12 protein-coding genes are annotated in these 14,807 nt (G+C 71.0%); 2 read left to right on the top strand and 10 right to left on the bottom strand.

The genetic code is table 11. The features are described 5' to 3' along the window. Positions 1–11: 11 nt before the first annotated feature. The 10 genes from EZM51_RS19170 to EZM51_RS19130 form a co-directional block, all read right to left on the bottom strand. A complete protein-coding gene (locus EZM51_RS19170; protein WP_136709917.1) occupies positions 12–1,199 on the bottom strand; it encodes a cation:proton antiporter in 1,188 nt (395 codons plus the stop codon). A gap of 10 nt (positions 1,200–1,209) precedes the next feature. Then, complete coding sequence (locus EZM51_RS19165; protein WP_136709916.1) at positions 1,210–1,704, bottom strand: cation:proton antiporter regulatory subunit; 495 nt, start codon at positions 1,702–1,704, stop codon at positions 1,210–1,212. Positions 1,705–1,750: 46 nt separating this feature from the next. Beyond that, positions 1,751–2,632 (bottom strand): metal-dependent hydrolase, encoded by an 882-nt coding sequence (locus EZM51_RS19160; protein ID WP_136709915.1) that lies wholly within the window; start codon positions 2,630–2,632, stop codon positions 1,751–1,753. 4 nt (positions 2,633–2,636) lie between these two features. Further along, entirely contained in the window at positions 2,637–2,813 is a 177-nt protein-coding gene (locus EZM51_RS20720) for a hypothetical protein (protein ID WP_169053991.1), read from the bottom strand. An 82-nt stretch (positions 2,814–2,895) separates the two neighbouring features. Further along, positions 2,896–4,059, bottom strand: a complete 1,164-nt coding sequence (locus EZM51_RS19155; RefSeq protein WP_136709914.1) for an acyl-CoA dehydrogenase family protein — start codon at positions 4,057–4,059, stop codon at positions 2,896–2,898. 9 nt (positions 4,060–4,068) lie between these two features. Further along, positions 4,069–4,989, bottom strand: coding sequence for a DUF4349 domain-containing protein (locus tag EZM51_RS19150; RefSeq protein WP_136709913.1), 921 nt, complete (start codon positions 4,987–4,989; stop codon positions 4,069–4,071). A gap of 197 nt (positions 4,990–5,186) precedes the next feature. Then, entirely contained in the window at positions 5,187–6,008 is an 822-nt protein-coding gene (locus EZM51_RS19145) for an aldo/keto reductase (protein WP_136709977.1), read from the bottom strand. Between the two features lie 26 nt (positions 6,009–6,034). Beyond that, the gene (locus EZM51_RS19140) at positions 6,035–7,243 is read right to left on the bottom strand and encodes an MFS transporter (protein WP_136709912.1); all 1,209 of its coding nucleotides are present in this window, start codon (positions 7,241–7,243) and stop codon (positions 6,035–6,037) included. 46 nt (positions 7,244–7,289) lie between these two features. Then, positions 7,290–11,303, bottom strand: a complete 4,014-nt coding sequence (gene hrpA / locus EZM51_RS19135; RefSeq protein WP_136709911.1) for an ATP-dependent RNA helicase HrpA — start codon at positions 11,301–11,303, stop codon at positions 7,290–7,292. Positions 11,304–11,364: 61 nt separating this feature from the next. Further along, on the bottom strand, positions 11,365–12,726 hold the full coding sequence (locus tag EZM51_RS19130) for an FAD-binding oxidoreductase (protein ID WP_136709910.1): 1,362 nt from the start codon (positions 12,724–12,726) through the stop codon (positions 11,365–11,367). 100 nt (positions 12,727–12,826) lie between these two features. Here EZM51_RS19130 and EZM51_RS19125 point away from each other — a divergent pair, with 100 nt between their 5' ends. Both EZM51_RS19125 and EZM51_RS19120 read left to right on the top strand, forming a co-directional pair. Further along, a complete protein-coding gene (locus EZM51_RS19125) occupies positions 12,827–13,441 on the top strand; it encodes a TetR/AcrR family transcriptional regulator (RefSeq protein ID WP_136709909.1) in 615 nt (204 codons plus the stop codon). Between the two features lie 90 nt (positions 13,442–13,531). Beyond that, positions 13,532–14,377: an aldo/keto reductase gene (locus EZM51_RS19120; RefSeq protein ID WP_136709908.1), complete on the top strand. Its 846-nt coding sequence runs from the start codon at positions 13,532–13,534 to the stop codon at positions 14,375–14,377. Positions 14,378–14,807 lie beyond the last annotated feature (430 nt).

Here is a 14,807-nt window from a genome sequence, read left to right as displayed (position 1 = left end):
ACCGGGTGAGTTCACGCGGCACCCGCTGCGCGTGCGGCCCGTCGGCGCACGAGGCCCCGGAACCACGCCGCCTCGGGCAGACGCGCGAGGAACGTCCCGGCGAGGATCGTGATGAGCACGTAGGCGGTCGCGAGCGGCGCGAGCGAGGGGTTCACGCCCGCGCCGACGGCGATGCCCGCGATCACGATCGAGAACTCTCCGCGCGGAATGAGCGAGAGACCCGCGCGCCATTGGCCCAGGGTGCCGACGCCCGCCCGCCGTGCCGCGAAGGCACCGGTCGCGAGCTTGGTGAAGATCGTGACCGCTGCCAGGCCGAGCGCCGCGGGAAGCATCACCACCAGTTCCGACGAGTCCGTGGTGAGCCCGAAGAAGAGGAAGAACGTCGCGGCGAAGAGATCGCGCAGCGGGGTGAGCACCTGGCTCGCGTTCGTCGCCACGCGGCCCGACAGCGCGATGCCCACGAGGAAGGCCCCCACCGCGGCCGACACGTTGACCTCCGCGGCCAGGCCGGCGACCAGCATCGTGAGGCCGAGCACGCCGAGCAGCAACGGCTCGAACTCGTCGGCCGGGAAGAGCCGGGACACGATGTGGCCGTGCCGCAACGCGATGAAGAGGATGAGGCTCACCACCGCCACCGCGATCGCGACCGAGATCGCGCCCTGCAGGAGGCTCACGCCGATGACGATGGCCGAGAGCACCGGGAGGTAGAACGCCATCGCGAGGTCCTCGATCACGAGCACCGCGAGGATCGACGGTGTCTCGCGGTTCGAGAGCCGGCCGAGGTCGCGCAGGAGCTTCGCGATGACGCCCGACGACGAGATCCACGTCACGCCCGCGAGGGCGACGGCCGCGATGGGGCCCCACCCGAGCATCAGGGCGAGCGCGGCACCCGGCAACGCGTTCAGGGCGGCATCGACGAGACCGGCCGTTCGCGCGGACTTCAGGCTGTCGAAGAGCTCGGAGGCCGTGTACTCGAGGCCGAGCAGCGCGAGCAGCAGGATGACGCCGATCTCGGATGCGGTCTGGAGGAACTCCTCACTCGCGGCGAGCGGCACCAGCCCGCCCTCGCCGAAGGCGAGTCCGAGGACGAGGTAGAACGGGATCGGCGACATCCCGAGGAGGAGCGCCAGGCGCCCGAGGAGGCTCATGCCGAGGAGCAGCGCGCCGACTTCGATCAGGAGCAGCGTGGTCTCGTGCAAACCGGCCGCCTCAGTCGGGGCCGCTGGCGAGCAGTCGGGCTACTCCGTCGAGTCCTTCACGGGTGCCGACGACGACGAGGACGTCGCCCGCGCGCAGCATCTCCGCCGGGGTCGGCGAGGGGATGATCGCCGCGTCGCGGACGATCGCGACGATCGACGCGTGCGTGCGCGTGCGAGCCTTCGTGTCGCCGAGCCTGCGGTTCAGGTAGGGCGAATCCGTGGGCAGTGCGATCTGCTCGGTGTAGAGGCCGGCAGTCTCATCGCTGAGGCTCGTGAGCCGGCTGAGCATGACGGATGCCCCGAGCACGTCGGCGAGCGCGGCGGCCTCGTCGTCGTTCAGGGGAATGGAGTCACGGCATTCGTCGGGGTCGTCGATGTCGAAGAGGCCGAGGTCGCGTTCGCCGTCGCGGTGCGAGACGACACTGATACGCCGGCCGCCCTCGGTGACGAGATCGTGGCGAACGCCGATCCCGGGCAGATCGACCTTCTCGATTCGGATACCCACGACCGCTATCGTAACCCCGCCGACGGGTGCCGCCGGCACCTGCGGGTCAGTGTCGGAGACGGGCCTCGGTCGTCATCTCGAGCACGGGAGTGCCCGCGTCGTCGAGGAGCGCGAATGACGGCAGCACAGCCGTGAACTCGGCGAGCGAGTCGAGGTGCGTGCCACCGCACGGGATGCGCGCGGTGCCGTCGGGCAGTTCGCAGACCCACGAGCGACGGTCGGTCAGCAGTTCGCCGTCGCGTTCGATGCGCACGGATGCCCCGGAGGCGACCCATCGGTCGAGCACGTCGGCGACCGCGCGACCGAGGTCTTCGAGGGCGTCGTTCGTCAGCGACGCGGTGTCGAAGCCGGCGCGGCGCAGCGACTTGTTGAGCCGGTACCGGTCGACCGAGCCGTTCGCCACGATGCGCGACGAGGCGATCGCGGCGCCGTCGAAGTCGGGGCTGCCGAGCGCGTCCTCGCGCGCCGGCTTCGACCACCGGTCGGCGAGCACCCGGTTCAGGGCGAGGGACGCGAGATGGCACGCGGTGTGCCCGGCCGAGAGGGCATGCCTCGTCGCGGCATCCGCTTCGATCTCGACCGCGTCGCCCTCGGCGACGTCGGCGTCGGCGTCGACGAGGTGCGCGACGAGGAACGCCCAGCCCTCGGTGCCCTTCCGCACGGGGATGTCCGAGCCGAGATGCAGCGACTCGAGGTCGGTGGCGGCGACGACGGCGTCACGGATCGGGTGCGCGACGCCTCGGACGCGGAGCGTGCCGGAATCGGCGGGCTGGTCGGGCCAGGCCGCGTCCACGGGATGGAAGCTCGTGGACTCGGTGATCACGGCGATGCGGCCGTCACCGGCCGCTGCGACGTGCAGCACGCTGGTCGACGCGGCGAGCGCGCCGGAGGGGTAGATGACGCGGGTGTCGCGCGAGGGCAGCGGCATCCGGTCAGACGCCGTCCGAGCGGCCGAGGATGTTCACGGGGATCGCGATGGCGAAGGAGGCGAGCAGGATGGCAGCCAGGAACAGGATGGCTTCGAAGCCCACCACCGCGGGGGCGATGCTCATGAGCCACAGGCTGAACGTGAAGATGCCCATGGCGATGAGGAAAGCGACGACGTTCACAACGACCTCCAGGTTGCGGTGCGGCGTTCGCCGCCCGCGTCAGTCTATCGGCCGTGGCACGGTCGTCGCGTCCACCCCCGGTTCACGCCTCGAGGGGACCGAGCCACGCGGTCGCGACGGTCGAGTGCGCGGACTCGTCGTCGGAGGGGTGGAAGATGCCCGCGAGCACGTCGCGGTAGAGGCGGCCCAGCTCGGAACCCGAGAAGTACGTCGAACCGCCCGCCACCCGCACGGCCTGGTCGACCACTTCCTTGGCGGTCTCGGTGGCCCGCACCTTCACGCCCACCAGCTTCGCGAACCAGAGCCCGCCGTGGTCGACGAGGTCGTCGAGGTCGCGGGCGAGAGCGACGAGCTGGGGCTCGAGTGCGTCCTGCGCGAGCGCGGCGTCGGCAACGCGCCAGCGGATGTCGGGATCCTGCGCGAGCGTGCGGCCGTCGTGCTTCATCGACGTCCGGCGGTGCGCGGCGGCGACCGCGAGATCGAGGGCGCGGGCGCCGATGCCCGCGTACACCGAGGCGAGGAGCAGCTCGAAGCTCGCGAAGATGCCGAAGATGAAGGGGTCGGCGTTCGGACCCGGGTCGAGCCGGCGCACGATGCGATCGGATGCCGCGAATGCGCCGTCGAGCACGGTCGTGCGGCTCTGGCTCGCCCGCATGCCCATGGTGTCCCAGTCGTCGAGGGTGCGTACGTCGGGATCCTCGCGGTCGATGAAGCCGTAGACGAGCTTCGGCGCGTCGGGCGAGGTCGTGTCGAGGCCCATCGTGCCGAGTCGTGTCCATGCGGGCGCGAGCGAGGTGAAGATCTTCCGGCCCGTGTAGCGATAGCCGCCGCCCGGCTGCGGTTCGGCCTTCGTGCGCGAGCCGAACAGCATGAGGTCGTTGCCCGCCTCGCTGATGCCGAAGCCGAACACCTCGCCCGCGCCCGCCTCCCTGAGCACGAACTCGAGCGTGTCGTCGCCACGGTCGCGGAGGATCTTGGCGACCCCCGTCCACACCAGGTGCATGTTCACGGCGAGGGCCGTCGCGGGTGCGGCGCCCGCGAGCCGTATCTGCGCCCGCACCACCTCGTCGAAGCCCCAGCCGAGCCCGCCGAGCTCCTCGGGCACGAAGGCCCGCAGGTAGCCCGCCTCGCGGAGCTCGGCGAGGTCCTCGGTGAAGAAGGCGTTCTCTCGGTCGTAACCGGCCGCGCGCTCGCGGATCCGTTCGAGGAGGTCGTCGGTCAGCAGGGTTCCGTACGTCGAGCTCACGACGCCAGACTACGCCCGCGGTGGGTCGCTCCGGGATGCCTCGGGCGTGGCCGTCACGGCGGTCGAGACATCCGTTCGATGCCGACGTCCGCGGGTGGCGAGCACGACGACGAGGACGATGAGGGCGGCCGCGACGAGCAGGGCGCCGATCCACGGGAGCAGCACGCCGACCGCGATGCCGAGCCACTTCGCGAAGTCGACGAGCGCGTTCCAGCCCGCCACCAGGCCGCTCCAGAAGTCGTCGGGCGCAGGGTCGGGCACGACCTCCTCCGTGACCAGTTCCACCGTCAGCGTGGAGAAGTCGACCTGGTCGACGAGCCAGTCGCGCTGCTGCGTGAGGCTGTCGAGCTCGGCCTGGCGCGTCGTGAGTTCGGACTCGATGGCGATGAGGTCGGTGATCGAGGTCGCCGTGCCGAGGAGCTCCCGCAGCCGGTCGACCGAGGCGCTCAGCGCATCGATGCGGGCGTCGAGGTCTTGGCGCTGTTGCGTGACATCCGACGCGTTCATCGACACGGAGTTCACGTCGCCGATCTCGCGGAGCTCGGCGACGACGCCGTCGAGCTCGTCGGAGGGGACCCGCAGGGTGAGCGATGCGCGCGCCGGCTGCGCGTCGGTGCCGGGCGTCTCGCTCCGATCGTCGACGCGGCCGCCCGCCCGTTCGGCGAGCTCGGCGACGTCCTCGGCGCTCTCGATCGGGTCGTCGACGGTGATCGAGATCCACCCCGTCGTGATGACGCTGCGGTCGGTCGCCGGTTCCTCGGCCGACCCGCCCGCCGAGTCCTCCGCCATCTCGCCGTCGATCCGCGGTTCGGGCGCCTCGACGGCGGGACCCTGCGCGGGAGAGTACGAGCCCGGGGTGCCTGCGGAGCATCCGGCCAGGAGCAGTGCGGTGATCGCGGCAACCGCCGCCACGGGTGCGAGTCGTCTCATGCGCTCACTGTATTGCGATGCGGGAATCCGGTGTCTGGTGCTCGGCTGGGAGTCCGGTCACGATCGGATTGCGCTTCGCTGTGAGTCGCCGAACGGCCACAACGAAGCGCCGGCGCCACTCGTTCACCGGTCTCCCGGGCTCGTCGAAGGCCGGTCCCCGGGCTCGCCGAAGGCCGGTGCCCGAGTCCGTCGAAGGGTCAGTCCAGATCTGGGTCGCGCCCGGTGCGTTCGCCCGTCTCCAGCGAGGCGATCGCCGCCAGGTCGTCGGCGTCGAGGGCGAAGTCGAAGACGTCGAGGTTCTCGCGCAGGCGCTCGGGCGACGACGCCTTCGGAATGACGATGTTGCCGAGCTCGATGTGCCAGCGCAGCACGATCTGCGCGGGCGTGCGCCCGTGCTTGTCGGCGAGGTCGTCGAGCAGCGGCGTGCCGAGGATGCGGCCGCGGGCGAGCGGCGACCACGCCTCGGTGCGGATGTCGCGGCCCTCGTCGTAGGCACGGACCTCCGACTGCGGCAGCCACGGGTGCAGCTCCACCTGGTTGACGACGGGCTTCACGCCCGTCTCGGCGATGAGGCGCTCGACGTGGTGCGCGTGGAAGTTCGCCACCCCGATCGAGCGCACCCGGCCCTCCTGCTGCAGTCGGATGAGCGCGCGCCACGTGTCGACGTACCGGTCGGTCGACGGCACCGGCCAGTGGATGAGGTACAGGTCGAGCCGTTCGAGGCCGAGGAGCGCCATCGACCGGTCGAAGGCGCGCAGGGTCGTGTCGAAGCCGTTGTCGTCCTTCCACACCTTGGTCGTGACGTAGAGCTCCTCGCGCGGCACCGCGGCCTCGCGCACGGCGATGCCCACCTGCTCCTCGTTGCCGTAGAACGCCGCCGTGTCGAGGTGTCGGTATCCGACGGTGATCGCCTCGCGGCACAGGCGCGCGGTGTCCGACGGCGGAACCTTGTAGAGCCCGTAGCCGAGCTGCGGGATGGTGGCGCCGTCGTCGAGCGACAGGCGGGGTGCGGGCGTGATCGGCTGCGACATCCGTCGGCTCCTTCTCAGCTGGGTTGCAGCGGCACCGGTTCGGTGTCGGGAATTGGGCTCGCGTCACGGCCCCTGAGGTCGGGATGCCAGCGCCGGCCGAGCGCGGACACGAGGAAGCCCGCGAACGCGAGGCCCGTCGCGGCCCAGAACGCCCCCGGCGCCCCGTAGCCGTCGATGAGGAACCCGGCGAGCGCCGACCCGAGGGCCGCACCGATGAGCTGGCCGGTGCCGACCCAGCCGTACGCCTCGGCCGTGTCGGAGAACTTCACGCTCGCCGAGACGATGGCGAACAGCACGGCGAGCACGGGGGCGATGCCGATGCCGGCGATGAAGAGCGTCGCCGAGAGCCACCAGAAGTCCATCGCGAACGCCGCGAGTGCCGTGCCCGCGAAGACGATCAGCATGCGGCGTGCGGTCGCCCACGGGCCGATCGGCACGTGGCCGAGGAACAGTCCGCCCGCGAGGCTGCCGATGGAGAAGATCGCGAGCACGATGCCGGCCTGGGCGCCGTCGTGACCGAACGTCGCGACGACGCCGGCTTCGATCGCCGCGGCGGCGCCGATGAGCAGGAATCCGACGATCGTCGCGAGCATCACCGGCGGTCGGGTGAGCACGACGCCGAACTTCCGCTTGGACCGCGGGATGCGCACGCGCCCGAGTTCGGGCGACGAGATGAACCAGATGCCGCCGACCACCATGAGGGCCGCCGCGAGCAGGATGCCCCACACGGTGCCGATCTGCGTCGACACGAACGTCGTGACGACCGGGCCCACGACCCAGATGATCTCCTGCGCCGAGGCGTCGAGCGAGAACAGCGGGGTCAGCTGCCGCGAGTTCACCATCTTCGGGTAGATGGTGCGCACCGCCGGCTGCACGGGCGGCGTCGCCAGGCCCGCGACGAGCCCGATCGCCATGTAGAGCGGCACGGTGAGCGGCAGCACGCCGATCGCGACGACGGACGTCACGCACACGACGAGGGTGGTGATCAGCACGGGACGCATGCCCCATCGGCCCATGAACCGGCTCGTGAGGGGGCCGGCCACGGCCTGGCCGATCGAGGTCGCCGCCAGCACGAGGCCGGCGGCGCCGTAGGAGCCGGTCTGGCGTTCGATGTGCAGCAGGAACGCGAGCGAGAGCATGCCCGACGGGAACCGCGCGGTCAGCTGGGCGGCGATGATGCGTGCGACGCCCGAGGTTCTGAGGAGATCGGAGTAGCTGCCCACGGTGGGTCCACTCTAGCGACGCGCGCGGCTCCGACGGCTCGGCGCGTCAGCTCGCGAGCGCCTTCGCGATGCGCTGCGGAGAGACGGTCTCGGCCGTGCGCAGCTCCTGTGCGAAGAGGCCGACGCGCAGCTCCTCGAGCATCCAGCGCACGCGCACGAGCCGTTCGGGCGCCTCGGGGTCGATGGGGAAGGAGCCGCCCGCCTTCTCGAATGCCGCGATGGACGGCTCGAGCTGGTTCAGCGCCTGCCGGTCGCGCCCCGGGTTCTCGACGAGCTTCCGCACGCGCACGATGATCGCCTCGAGGTAGCGCGGCAGGTGGCGCAGTCGATCGAGGCCGGTGGCCGAGACGAACCCGGCCGGCACGAGCGCCTGAAGTTGCGCCCGCATGTCACCGAGGGCGGCCATGAGGTGGATGCTCGATGCGCCCGCGATCGCGCGGTCGGCATCGCGCGAGAGGCGCACGATGCGTGCGACCAGCGCGACGGTCTCGAACATCCGGTCCATGATGCCGGCGGCGATCGCGTCGCGCACGGCCTCGAACTCGGCGCGTGTGCGCACGAGCCCGTCGGGATGCCGCGCCCGCAGCTCGGCGTCGACGCATGCCGCGAGGCAGTCGTCGAGCAGCGCCCGGGTGCCGGGGTAGGCGCTCGCCGCGAGCGCGAGCTTCTCCTCGTTCGACAGGTGCTCCTGCACGTAGGCGACGGGCGTGGGCGTGGCGAGCACGAGCAGGCGACGGATGCCGCGACGCGACGCCCGGTCGCGTTCCTCCGCCGTGGCGACCAGACGCAGCGCGACGCCGGTCCCCGAGCCCGTCGACGACTTCCCGTCGACGAGCGCCGGATAGGCGCGGATCACGTTGCCCGCCTGGCGCGTGTCGAGGTGCGCGGGCAGCTCGTCCCACTCCCACGCGGTGATGCCGTCGCGTTCGGCGAGCGCGGGGTGAGAACGGACGTCCGCTGAGCCTGTCGAAGCGACGCGCCCTTCGACAGGCTCAGGGCGCGAGGTGCGTGCCTTCCCGGTCACGGCCTTCGCGACGGCTTCGCGGGTGCGGTCGGCGAGGCGTTCCTGCAGTTCGCGCAGGTCCTTGGACGTGCCGAGCGTGCGTCCGCGCTCGTCGACGGCGCGGAAGGTGACGCGCAGGTGCGGCGGCACCCGATCGAGGTCGAAGTCCGACGGGTCGACCGGGGCGAAGGTGAGCCGGCGGATCGCCTGCCCCACCGCCGCGGCGAGCGGCTCCCGCGCCTCGCCCGCCTCGGGACCGGCCGGCAGCTCGGCGGCGATCTTCGCGGCCCACTCCGCGGCCGGCACGACCTGGCGTCGCAGGACCTTCGGCAGGGTGCGGAGGAGCGCCTGGATCAGCTCGTCGCGCAGGCCCGGCACCTGCCAGTCGAATCCGTTCGGCTCGATACGGGGCAGCAGCACGAGCGGGACGACCACGGTGACCCCGTCGTCCTCGGCGCCCGGTTCGAAGCGGTAGGCGAGCGAGAGCGTCTGGTCGCCCTGTCGCCACCGATCCGGGAAGCCGTCGCCGCGATCCGGCTCCGCCTCGTCGCCGACGAGATCGGCGGCGGTCATCGTGAGGAGATCGGGCCGAACGCGGTGCTCGCCACGCCACCAGCGTTCGAAGGCACGGGTGTCCGCGACATCCGCCGGCACCCTCGCCTCGTAGAAGGCCACGACGGCTTCATCGCCGGCGAGGATGTCGCGCCGTCGGGTGCGTTCCTCGACCTCGCCGAGCTCTCGGCGGAGCTCGCGGTTCGAGCGCAGGAACCGGAAGAGCCGCCGGTCGAGCCGCGTCGTGTCCCAGTCCTCCTTGACGAGTGCGTGTCGGACGAAGAGGTCGCGAGCGAGCGCGGCGTCGACGCGGGAGAGCTGGATGCGCCGCTTCGCCACGATGGGCACGCCGAACAGCGTCACCTTCTCGTCGGCGACCGCGGCGCCCTGGCGACGCTCCCACCGGGGCTCGCTGTACGTGCGCTTCACGAGCGGGCCCGCGAGCGGCTCCGCCCAGGCGGGATCGATCGCCGCGTTCATGCGTGCGAACAGGCGACTGGTCTCCACGAGTTCGGCGCTCATGAGGGCCGCCGGCGGCTTCTTCGCGAGGGCCGAGCCGGGGAAGACCATGAACCGCACGTTCCGGGCGCCGAGGAACTCCGCCTGCGGACGCCGGCCCTTCCGCTCGGACTCGCGCACGGCGCCCGCGCCACCACGTCCGCTCGCGGTCTTCGCGTCGTCGCGGAGCCCGATCTGCGAGAGCAGCCCGGCGAGGAGGGCCCGGTGGACGCCGTCGGCGTTCGGTGCGCCGGCCGCGGATGCCACGTGCAGCCCGAGCGGCTTCGCCAGCCGCACGAGCTGTCGGTAGAGGTCCTGCCACTCGCGTACGCGCAGGTAGTTGAGGAATTCCGCCTTGCACATGCGCCGGAATGCGCTGCCCGAGAGCTCGCGCTGCTTCTCCTCGAGGTGGTTCCAGAGGTTGAGGAGCGTGAGGAAGTCGCTCGTCGGATCGACGAAGCGCGCGTGGAAGGCGTCGGCCTGCTCGCGCTTGTCGAGCGGCCGCTCGCGCGGGTCCTGGATCGTGAGGCCCGCGACGATCGCGAGCACCTCCCGGGAGACCCCCTGCGCCTTCGATTCGAGCACCATGCGGGCGAAGCGCGGCTCGATCGGCAGGCGCGCCAACTGCCGACCGACCCGGGTGAGCCGAGGTCCGTTGCGGCCATCATCGGTCCCTGAGCCTGTCGAAGGGTCGAGCGCCCCGAGCTCGCGCAGCAGTTCCAGGCCGTCGCGGATGCCGCGGCTGTCGGGCGGGGTCAGGAACGGGAACTCCTCGATCTGCCCGAGGCCGAGCGAGGCCATCTGCAGGATGACGGCCGCGAGGTTCGTGCGCAGGATCTCGGGATCGGTGTACGCCGGCCGCCGCTCGAAGTCCTCCTCCGAGTACAGGCGGATCGCGATGCCGTCGCTCGTGCGGCCGGATCGGCCCGAGCGCTGGTTCGCCGACGCCTGCGAGATGGCCTCGATGGGCAGCCGCTGCACCTTCGAGCGCACCGAGTATCGGCTGATGCGTGCCGTGCCCGCATCGATCACGTACCGGATGCCCGGCACGGTCAGGCTCGTCTCGGCGACGTTGGTCGCGAGCACGACCCTGCGCCGCAGCCCCGCGACCTTCGACGGCTCGAAGACCCGGTGCTGGTCGGCCGACGACAGCCGCCCGTAGAGCGGCAGCACCTCGGTCTCGCCGCCGCGCCTGGTCCCTGAGCCTGTCGAAGGGCCGTAGTGCGCGCGCACCGCCGCCTCGGCGTCGCGGATCTCGCTCTCACCAGAGAGGAACACGAGCACGTCGCCGGATGACTCGCGCTCGAGTTCGTCGAGGGCCTCGAGGATGCCGCGCTGCACGTCCTTGTCCTCCGCCGCCGCGCCCTCGTCGTCGGCGTCCTCGCCGGTGCCGCCCGACGACTCGGCGACGAGCGGCCGATAGCGGATCTCGACGGGGTAGGTGCGCCCCGACACCTCGATGACGGGGGCGGGCGAGCCCGTGGCATCCGTGAAGTGCCTGGCGAAGCTCTCGGGGTCGATCGTCGCGCTCGTGACGATGACCTTGAGGTCGGGGCGGCGGGGGAGGAGGCGCTTCAGGTAGCCGAGCAGGAAGTCGATGTTGAGGCTGCGCTCGTGCGCCTCGTCGATGATGATCGTGTCGTACCGTCGGAGCTCGCGGTCGCGGTGGATCTCGTTGAGCAGGATGCCGTCGGTCATCACCTTGACGCGTGTCGCCTCGCTCACCCGGTCGGTGAAGCGCACCTGGTAGCCGACGAGTCCGCCGAGGTCGACGCCGAGTTCGTCGCTGATGCGCTCGGCGATCGTGCGCGCGGCGATGCGGCGCGGCTGCGTGTGCGCGATCGACTCGCGTCCGAGCTCGAGGCAGATCTTCGGCAGCTGCGTCGTCTTGCCCGAGCCGGTCGCCCCGGCGACGATCACGACCTGGTGATCGCGGAGGGCGCGCGCGATCTCCTCGCGCTGCGCGGAGACCGGCAGCTCTGGGGGATAGGTGATCGCGGGAAGCACAGCCCTCCATCCTACGGCCGCTCCGCTCGCGCTCCCGCGATCGCCTCGTTCGCGCTCCCGCTCAGGCGGTGGGCCCGGCCGGCACGTGGTGGTTGCCGCGCACGAGGTCCGCAGGGTCGTACGCCGCCTTGACGGTGCGCAGGCGTGCCCATGTCACGTCGTCGAAGAAGCGACGCGCGTCGACCGGGCGCTCCACGAAGTTCGGGTACTCGCCGATGGTGAGCGGTGCGAGGATCGCATCCAGCCGCTCCAGCGGGCCGAGGACGTCGACATCCGGGGAGGTCGGAACGGTGAGGCCGAACACGAGGACCTCGCCGGGCAGCGTGGCGCGGGCGCCGGCGTCGTCGGGTCGGCGCGCGAAGGCGCCGCCGATGTGCCGGATCTGCAACATCACCAGCGCCGAGCCCGGGGCGGACAGGGTCGCGAGCTCATCGATCGTCGCGGCCGGAAGCTCGTCGACGAGGGCAGTCGTCGACCGGTAGGGCAGCGGGTCCTCCGGGTCCATCGCCAGCGTGCCGAGCGCGATGGGCTCCTGCGCGCCCAGCGTGTCCATGACCGGCCCGAGGTCCTGCAGGGGGCGCAGCAGGCGCCTCGCCTCGAACTCGGTGCCGAGGTGCGCGGCCATGACGATGGCGAACGATCGCCCCCGCACCGGCTCGGGGACCTCCTCCGCCGGCGGGAAGTGGAGGACCGTGACCCACGTGGTGAGCTCCTCGGGGAACGACGGCAGCAGCGCGGTCCAGGTGCGAAGCACTTCGGCGGTGCGCTCGACCGGGAAGAAAAACGAGCCCGCGGCGAGCCGGGGGACGGAGACGACGTCGAACTCGAGCGCGGTGACGACGCCGAAGTTGCCGCCGCCTCCGCGCAGCGCCCAGAACAGGTCGGCGTGGCGTTCGGCGTCGGCGCGCAGGAACTCGCCGTCGGCCGTCACGAGTTCGACCGCGTGCAACGCGTTCGTCTGCATGCCGAACTTGCGCGTGAGCCAGCCGATACCGCCGCCCAACGAATACCCCGCGATCCCGACGTCGAGGGACGAGCCGTGCAGGCCGGCGAGTCCCCGCTCCGAGAGCGCGGGTGCGACGTGCTGCCACTTCGCCGCGGCGCCGACCCGGACTCGCCGCGCCTCGGCATCGATCTCCACCTGCGTCATCCTCGACGTGTTCACGAGCATCGCCCCGTCGAGCGAGTCGCGCGAGGACGCACCGTGCCCGGTGCCCTGCGCGGCGATCCGCAGCCCGGCTTGCCGGGCGATCGCGACGGCCTCGGCGACCTGGCTCGTGTTCTCCGGCAGGGCGATCAGCGCGGGCCGCTGGTCGTCGAGCAGGTTGAACGTGGCGCGGGCGGCATCCCATTCATGGTCTCCGGGCGCCAACAGGGCGACGTCGGGAGCTCCAGGTCGGAGTGCGGGTTCGATTGCAGACATGTTCTATTCCTTTCAGTGAACAGGTGTGTTCGGCGAAAGAATATGGCCGGATTCGACTGACTGTCAATTCATCGAACAGAAGTGTGCGTAGAATTAGGGGATGGCACGGAGGTACGAGCAACGGGCGCGGGCCGAGCAGCAGGAGCAGACGCGTCAGCGCATCATCCGGGCGGCGCTCGAACTGCACCGCACGGTCGGACCCTCGTCGAGTTCCTTCAGCGCGGTCGCCGACCGCGCTGGCGTGCAGCGCAGCACGCTGTACCGCCACTTCCCCGACGAGCGCTCGCTGTTCCTGGCCTGCTCGGGGATGCACCTCGAGGAGCATCCGGCGCCCGATCCCGCGTCATGGACGGCGATCGACCAGCCGGCCGCACGAGCCGAGTTCGGCCTCGGCGCGCTCTACGCCTACTGGGACGCGAACGAGGCCATGATCGCGAATGTGCTGCGCGACGGTGAGAGCGACCCGGTGCTCCGCGAGGTGAACGAGCTCCGAATGGGCGGGCTCATCGCCGCCATGCGGCAGGTCCTTCTCGAGGCGTGGCCTCCGGAAATGCGGGGCGCGCGGCTGATCGCGATGACCGCGCTCGCGGTCGACTTCCGCACCTGGCAGACGCTCGTCCGACGCGGGGGCCTCACGGGCGCGGATGCCGCCGCGTGCATGGCGTCGACGCTGGTCTCGACTGCCGCCGCCGGATCGATCGAATCCGCGGCCTGATTCCACCCGGATGAGCACCGCGCGGCACCGGTGTTCGCGTCCTGCGAACACGGGCTGTCCCTGGAAGGCCCGGCGGTGTTGCATGGGCGTATGACGAACACCTCAGCCGCCCTCGTACCCCGGATCCAGCTCAACGACGGCCACTCGATTCCGCAGCTCGGCTTCGGCGTCTTCCGGGTCGACCCGGGGCAGACCGAACGGATCGTCACGGATGCGCTCGAGGTCGGCTACCGGCACATCGACACCGCCCGCATCTACGGGAACGAGGAGGGCGTCGGGCGGGCGATCGCCGAATCCGGCATCCCGCGCGAGGAGCTGTTCGTGACCACGAAGCTCTGGAACGACGACCAGGGCACGCAATCCGTCTTCGACGCCTTAGACCGCAGCTTGGAGCGTCTCGGACTGGACTACGTGGATCTCTACCTGATCCACTGGCCGGCGCCGGCCAACGACCGCTACGTGGAGACGTGGCGGGCCTTCGAGAAGCTGCGCGAGTCCGGACGCACGCGCTCGATCGGGGTCTCGAACTTCCTCGTGCCGCACCTCGAGCGGCTGCTCGCCGAGACGGCCATCGTGCCCGCCGTCGACCAGATCGAGCTGCACCCGTACCACCAGCAGCCCGCGACCACGGCGCTCGCCCAGGAGCACGACATCGCCATCGAGGCGTGGGGACCGCTCGGCCAGGGCAAGTACCCGCTCTTCGAGCTGCCCGAGGTGGCGGATGCCGCGGCCGCCCATGACGTGACGCCGGCCCAGGTCGTCATCCGCTGGCATCTGCAGCGCGGGCACATCGTGTTCCCGAAGTCCGACCGGCGCGAGCGGATGGCGGAGAACTTCGACGTCTTCGGCTTCGAACTGTCGGACGCCGAAGTGGAGGCGATCACGGCGCTCGAGCGCGAAGGCCGGGTGAGCGCCCACCCCGAGGAGGTGCACTGAGCCGGGAATCCGGGTCCGATCAGGCCCTGGTTCGCCCGTATGGCGCGACGCGCCGCGGGCGACACGCCCGGGATGCGAGCCTGATTTGGCACCATCCCGGGATCCGCGTAAATTCTTACTCATCGCCACGGCGGTGCGGGAAGCGGCTGGGCCTCGAAGGCACGGTGCGACTCGGCCGAGACGGCGGGCATCTTAGCCAAATAACCTCGAAGGCGCATTGCGACTCGGTGATTTCAAGCCTAAGATGAAACTCCACTTCCTCTCGGGACGTGACGTTCGCGTCGTGTCTCAAGGCCGCTGGCCGGCCGTCGGCTTCGACTCTGTTCTGGAGCCGCGAGTGACGTGGTACCATAGATAGGTTGCCCTGAAGGCAGGCCGCGAGGCTGAACTTCGGGTGCGTCCGTTTCTTGAGAACTCAACAGCGTGCACT

Origin of the sequence: Agromyces sp. H66 (genome assembly GCF_004959775.1) — a bacterium.
In the GTDB taxonomy this organism is placed as follows: domain Bacteria; phylum Actinomycetota; class Actinomycetes; order Actinomycetales; family Microbacteriaceae; genus Agromyces.
The sequence above is the reverse complement of the archived record's forward strand: the minus strand, read 5'-3'. Positions and strand labels throughout refer to the sequence as shown.

Excerpts from the sequence above, each read along its gene's own strand:
- EZM51_RS19160 (WP_136709915.1), bottom strand. The coding sequence starts at position 2,632 with ATGCCGCTGCCCTCGCGCGACACCCGCGTCATCTACCCCTCCGGCGCG.
- EZM51_RS19130 (WP_136709910.1), bottom strand. The coding sequence starts at position 12,726 with ATGTCTGCAATCGAACCCGCACTCCGACCTGGAGCTCCCGACGTCGCC.
- EZM51_RS19120 (WP_136709908.1), top strand. The coding sequence starts at position 13,532 with ATGACGAACACCTCAGCCGCCCTCGTACCCCGGATCCAGCTCAACGAC.
- EZM51_RS19125 (WP_136709909.1), top strand. The coding sequence starts at position 12,827 with ATGGCACGGAGGTACGAGCAACGGGCGCGGGCCGAGCAGCAGGAGCAG.
- EZM51_RS19150 (WP_136709913.1), bottom strand. The coding sequence starts at position 4,989 with ATGAGACGACTCGCACCCGTGGCGGCGGTTGCCGCGATCACCGCACTG.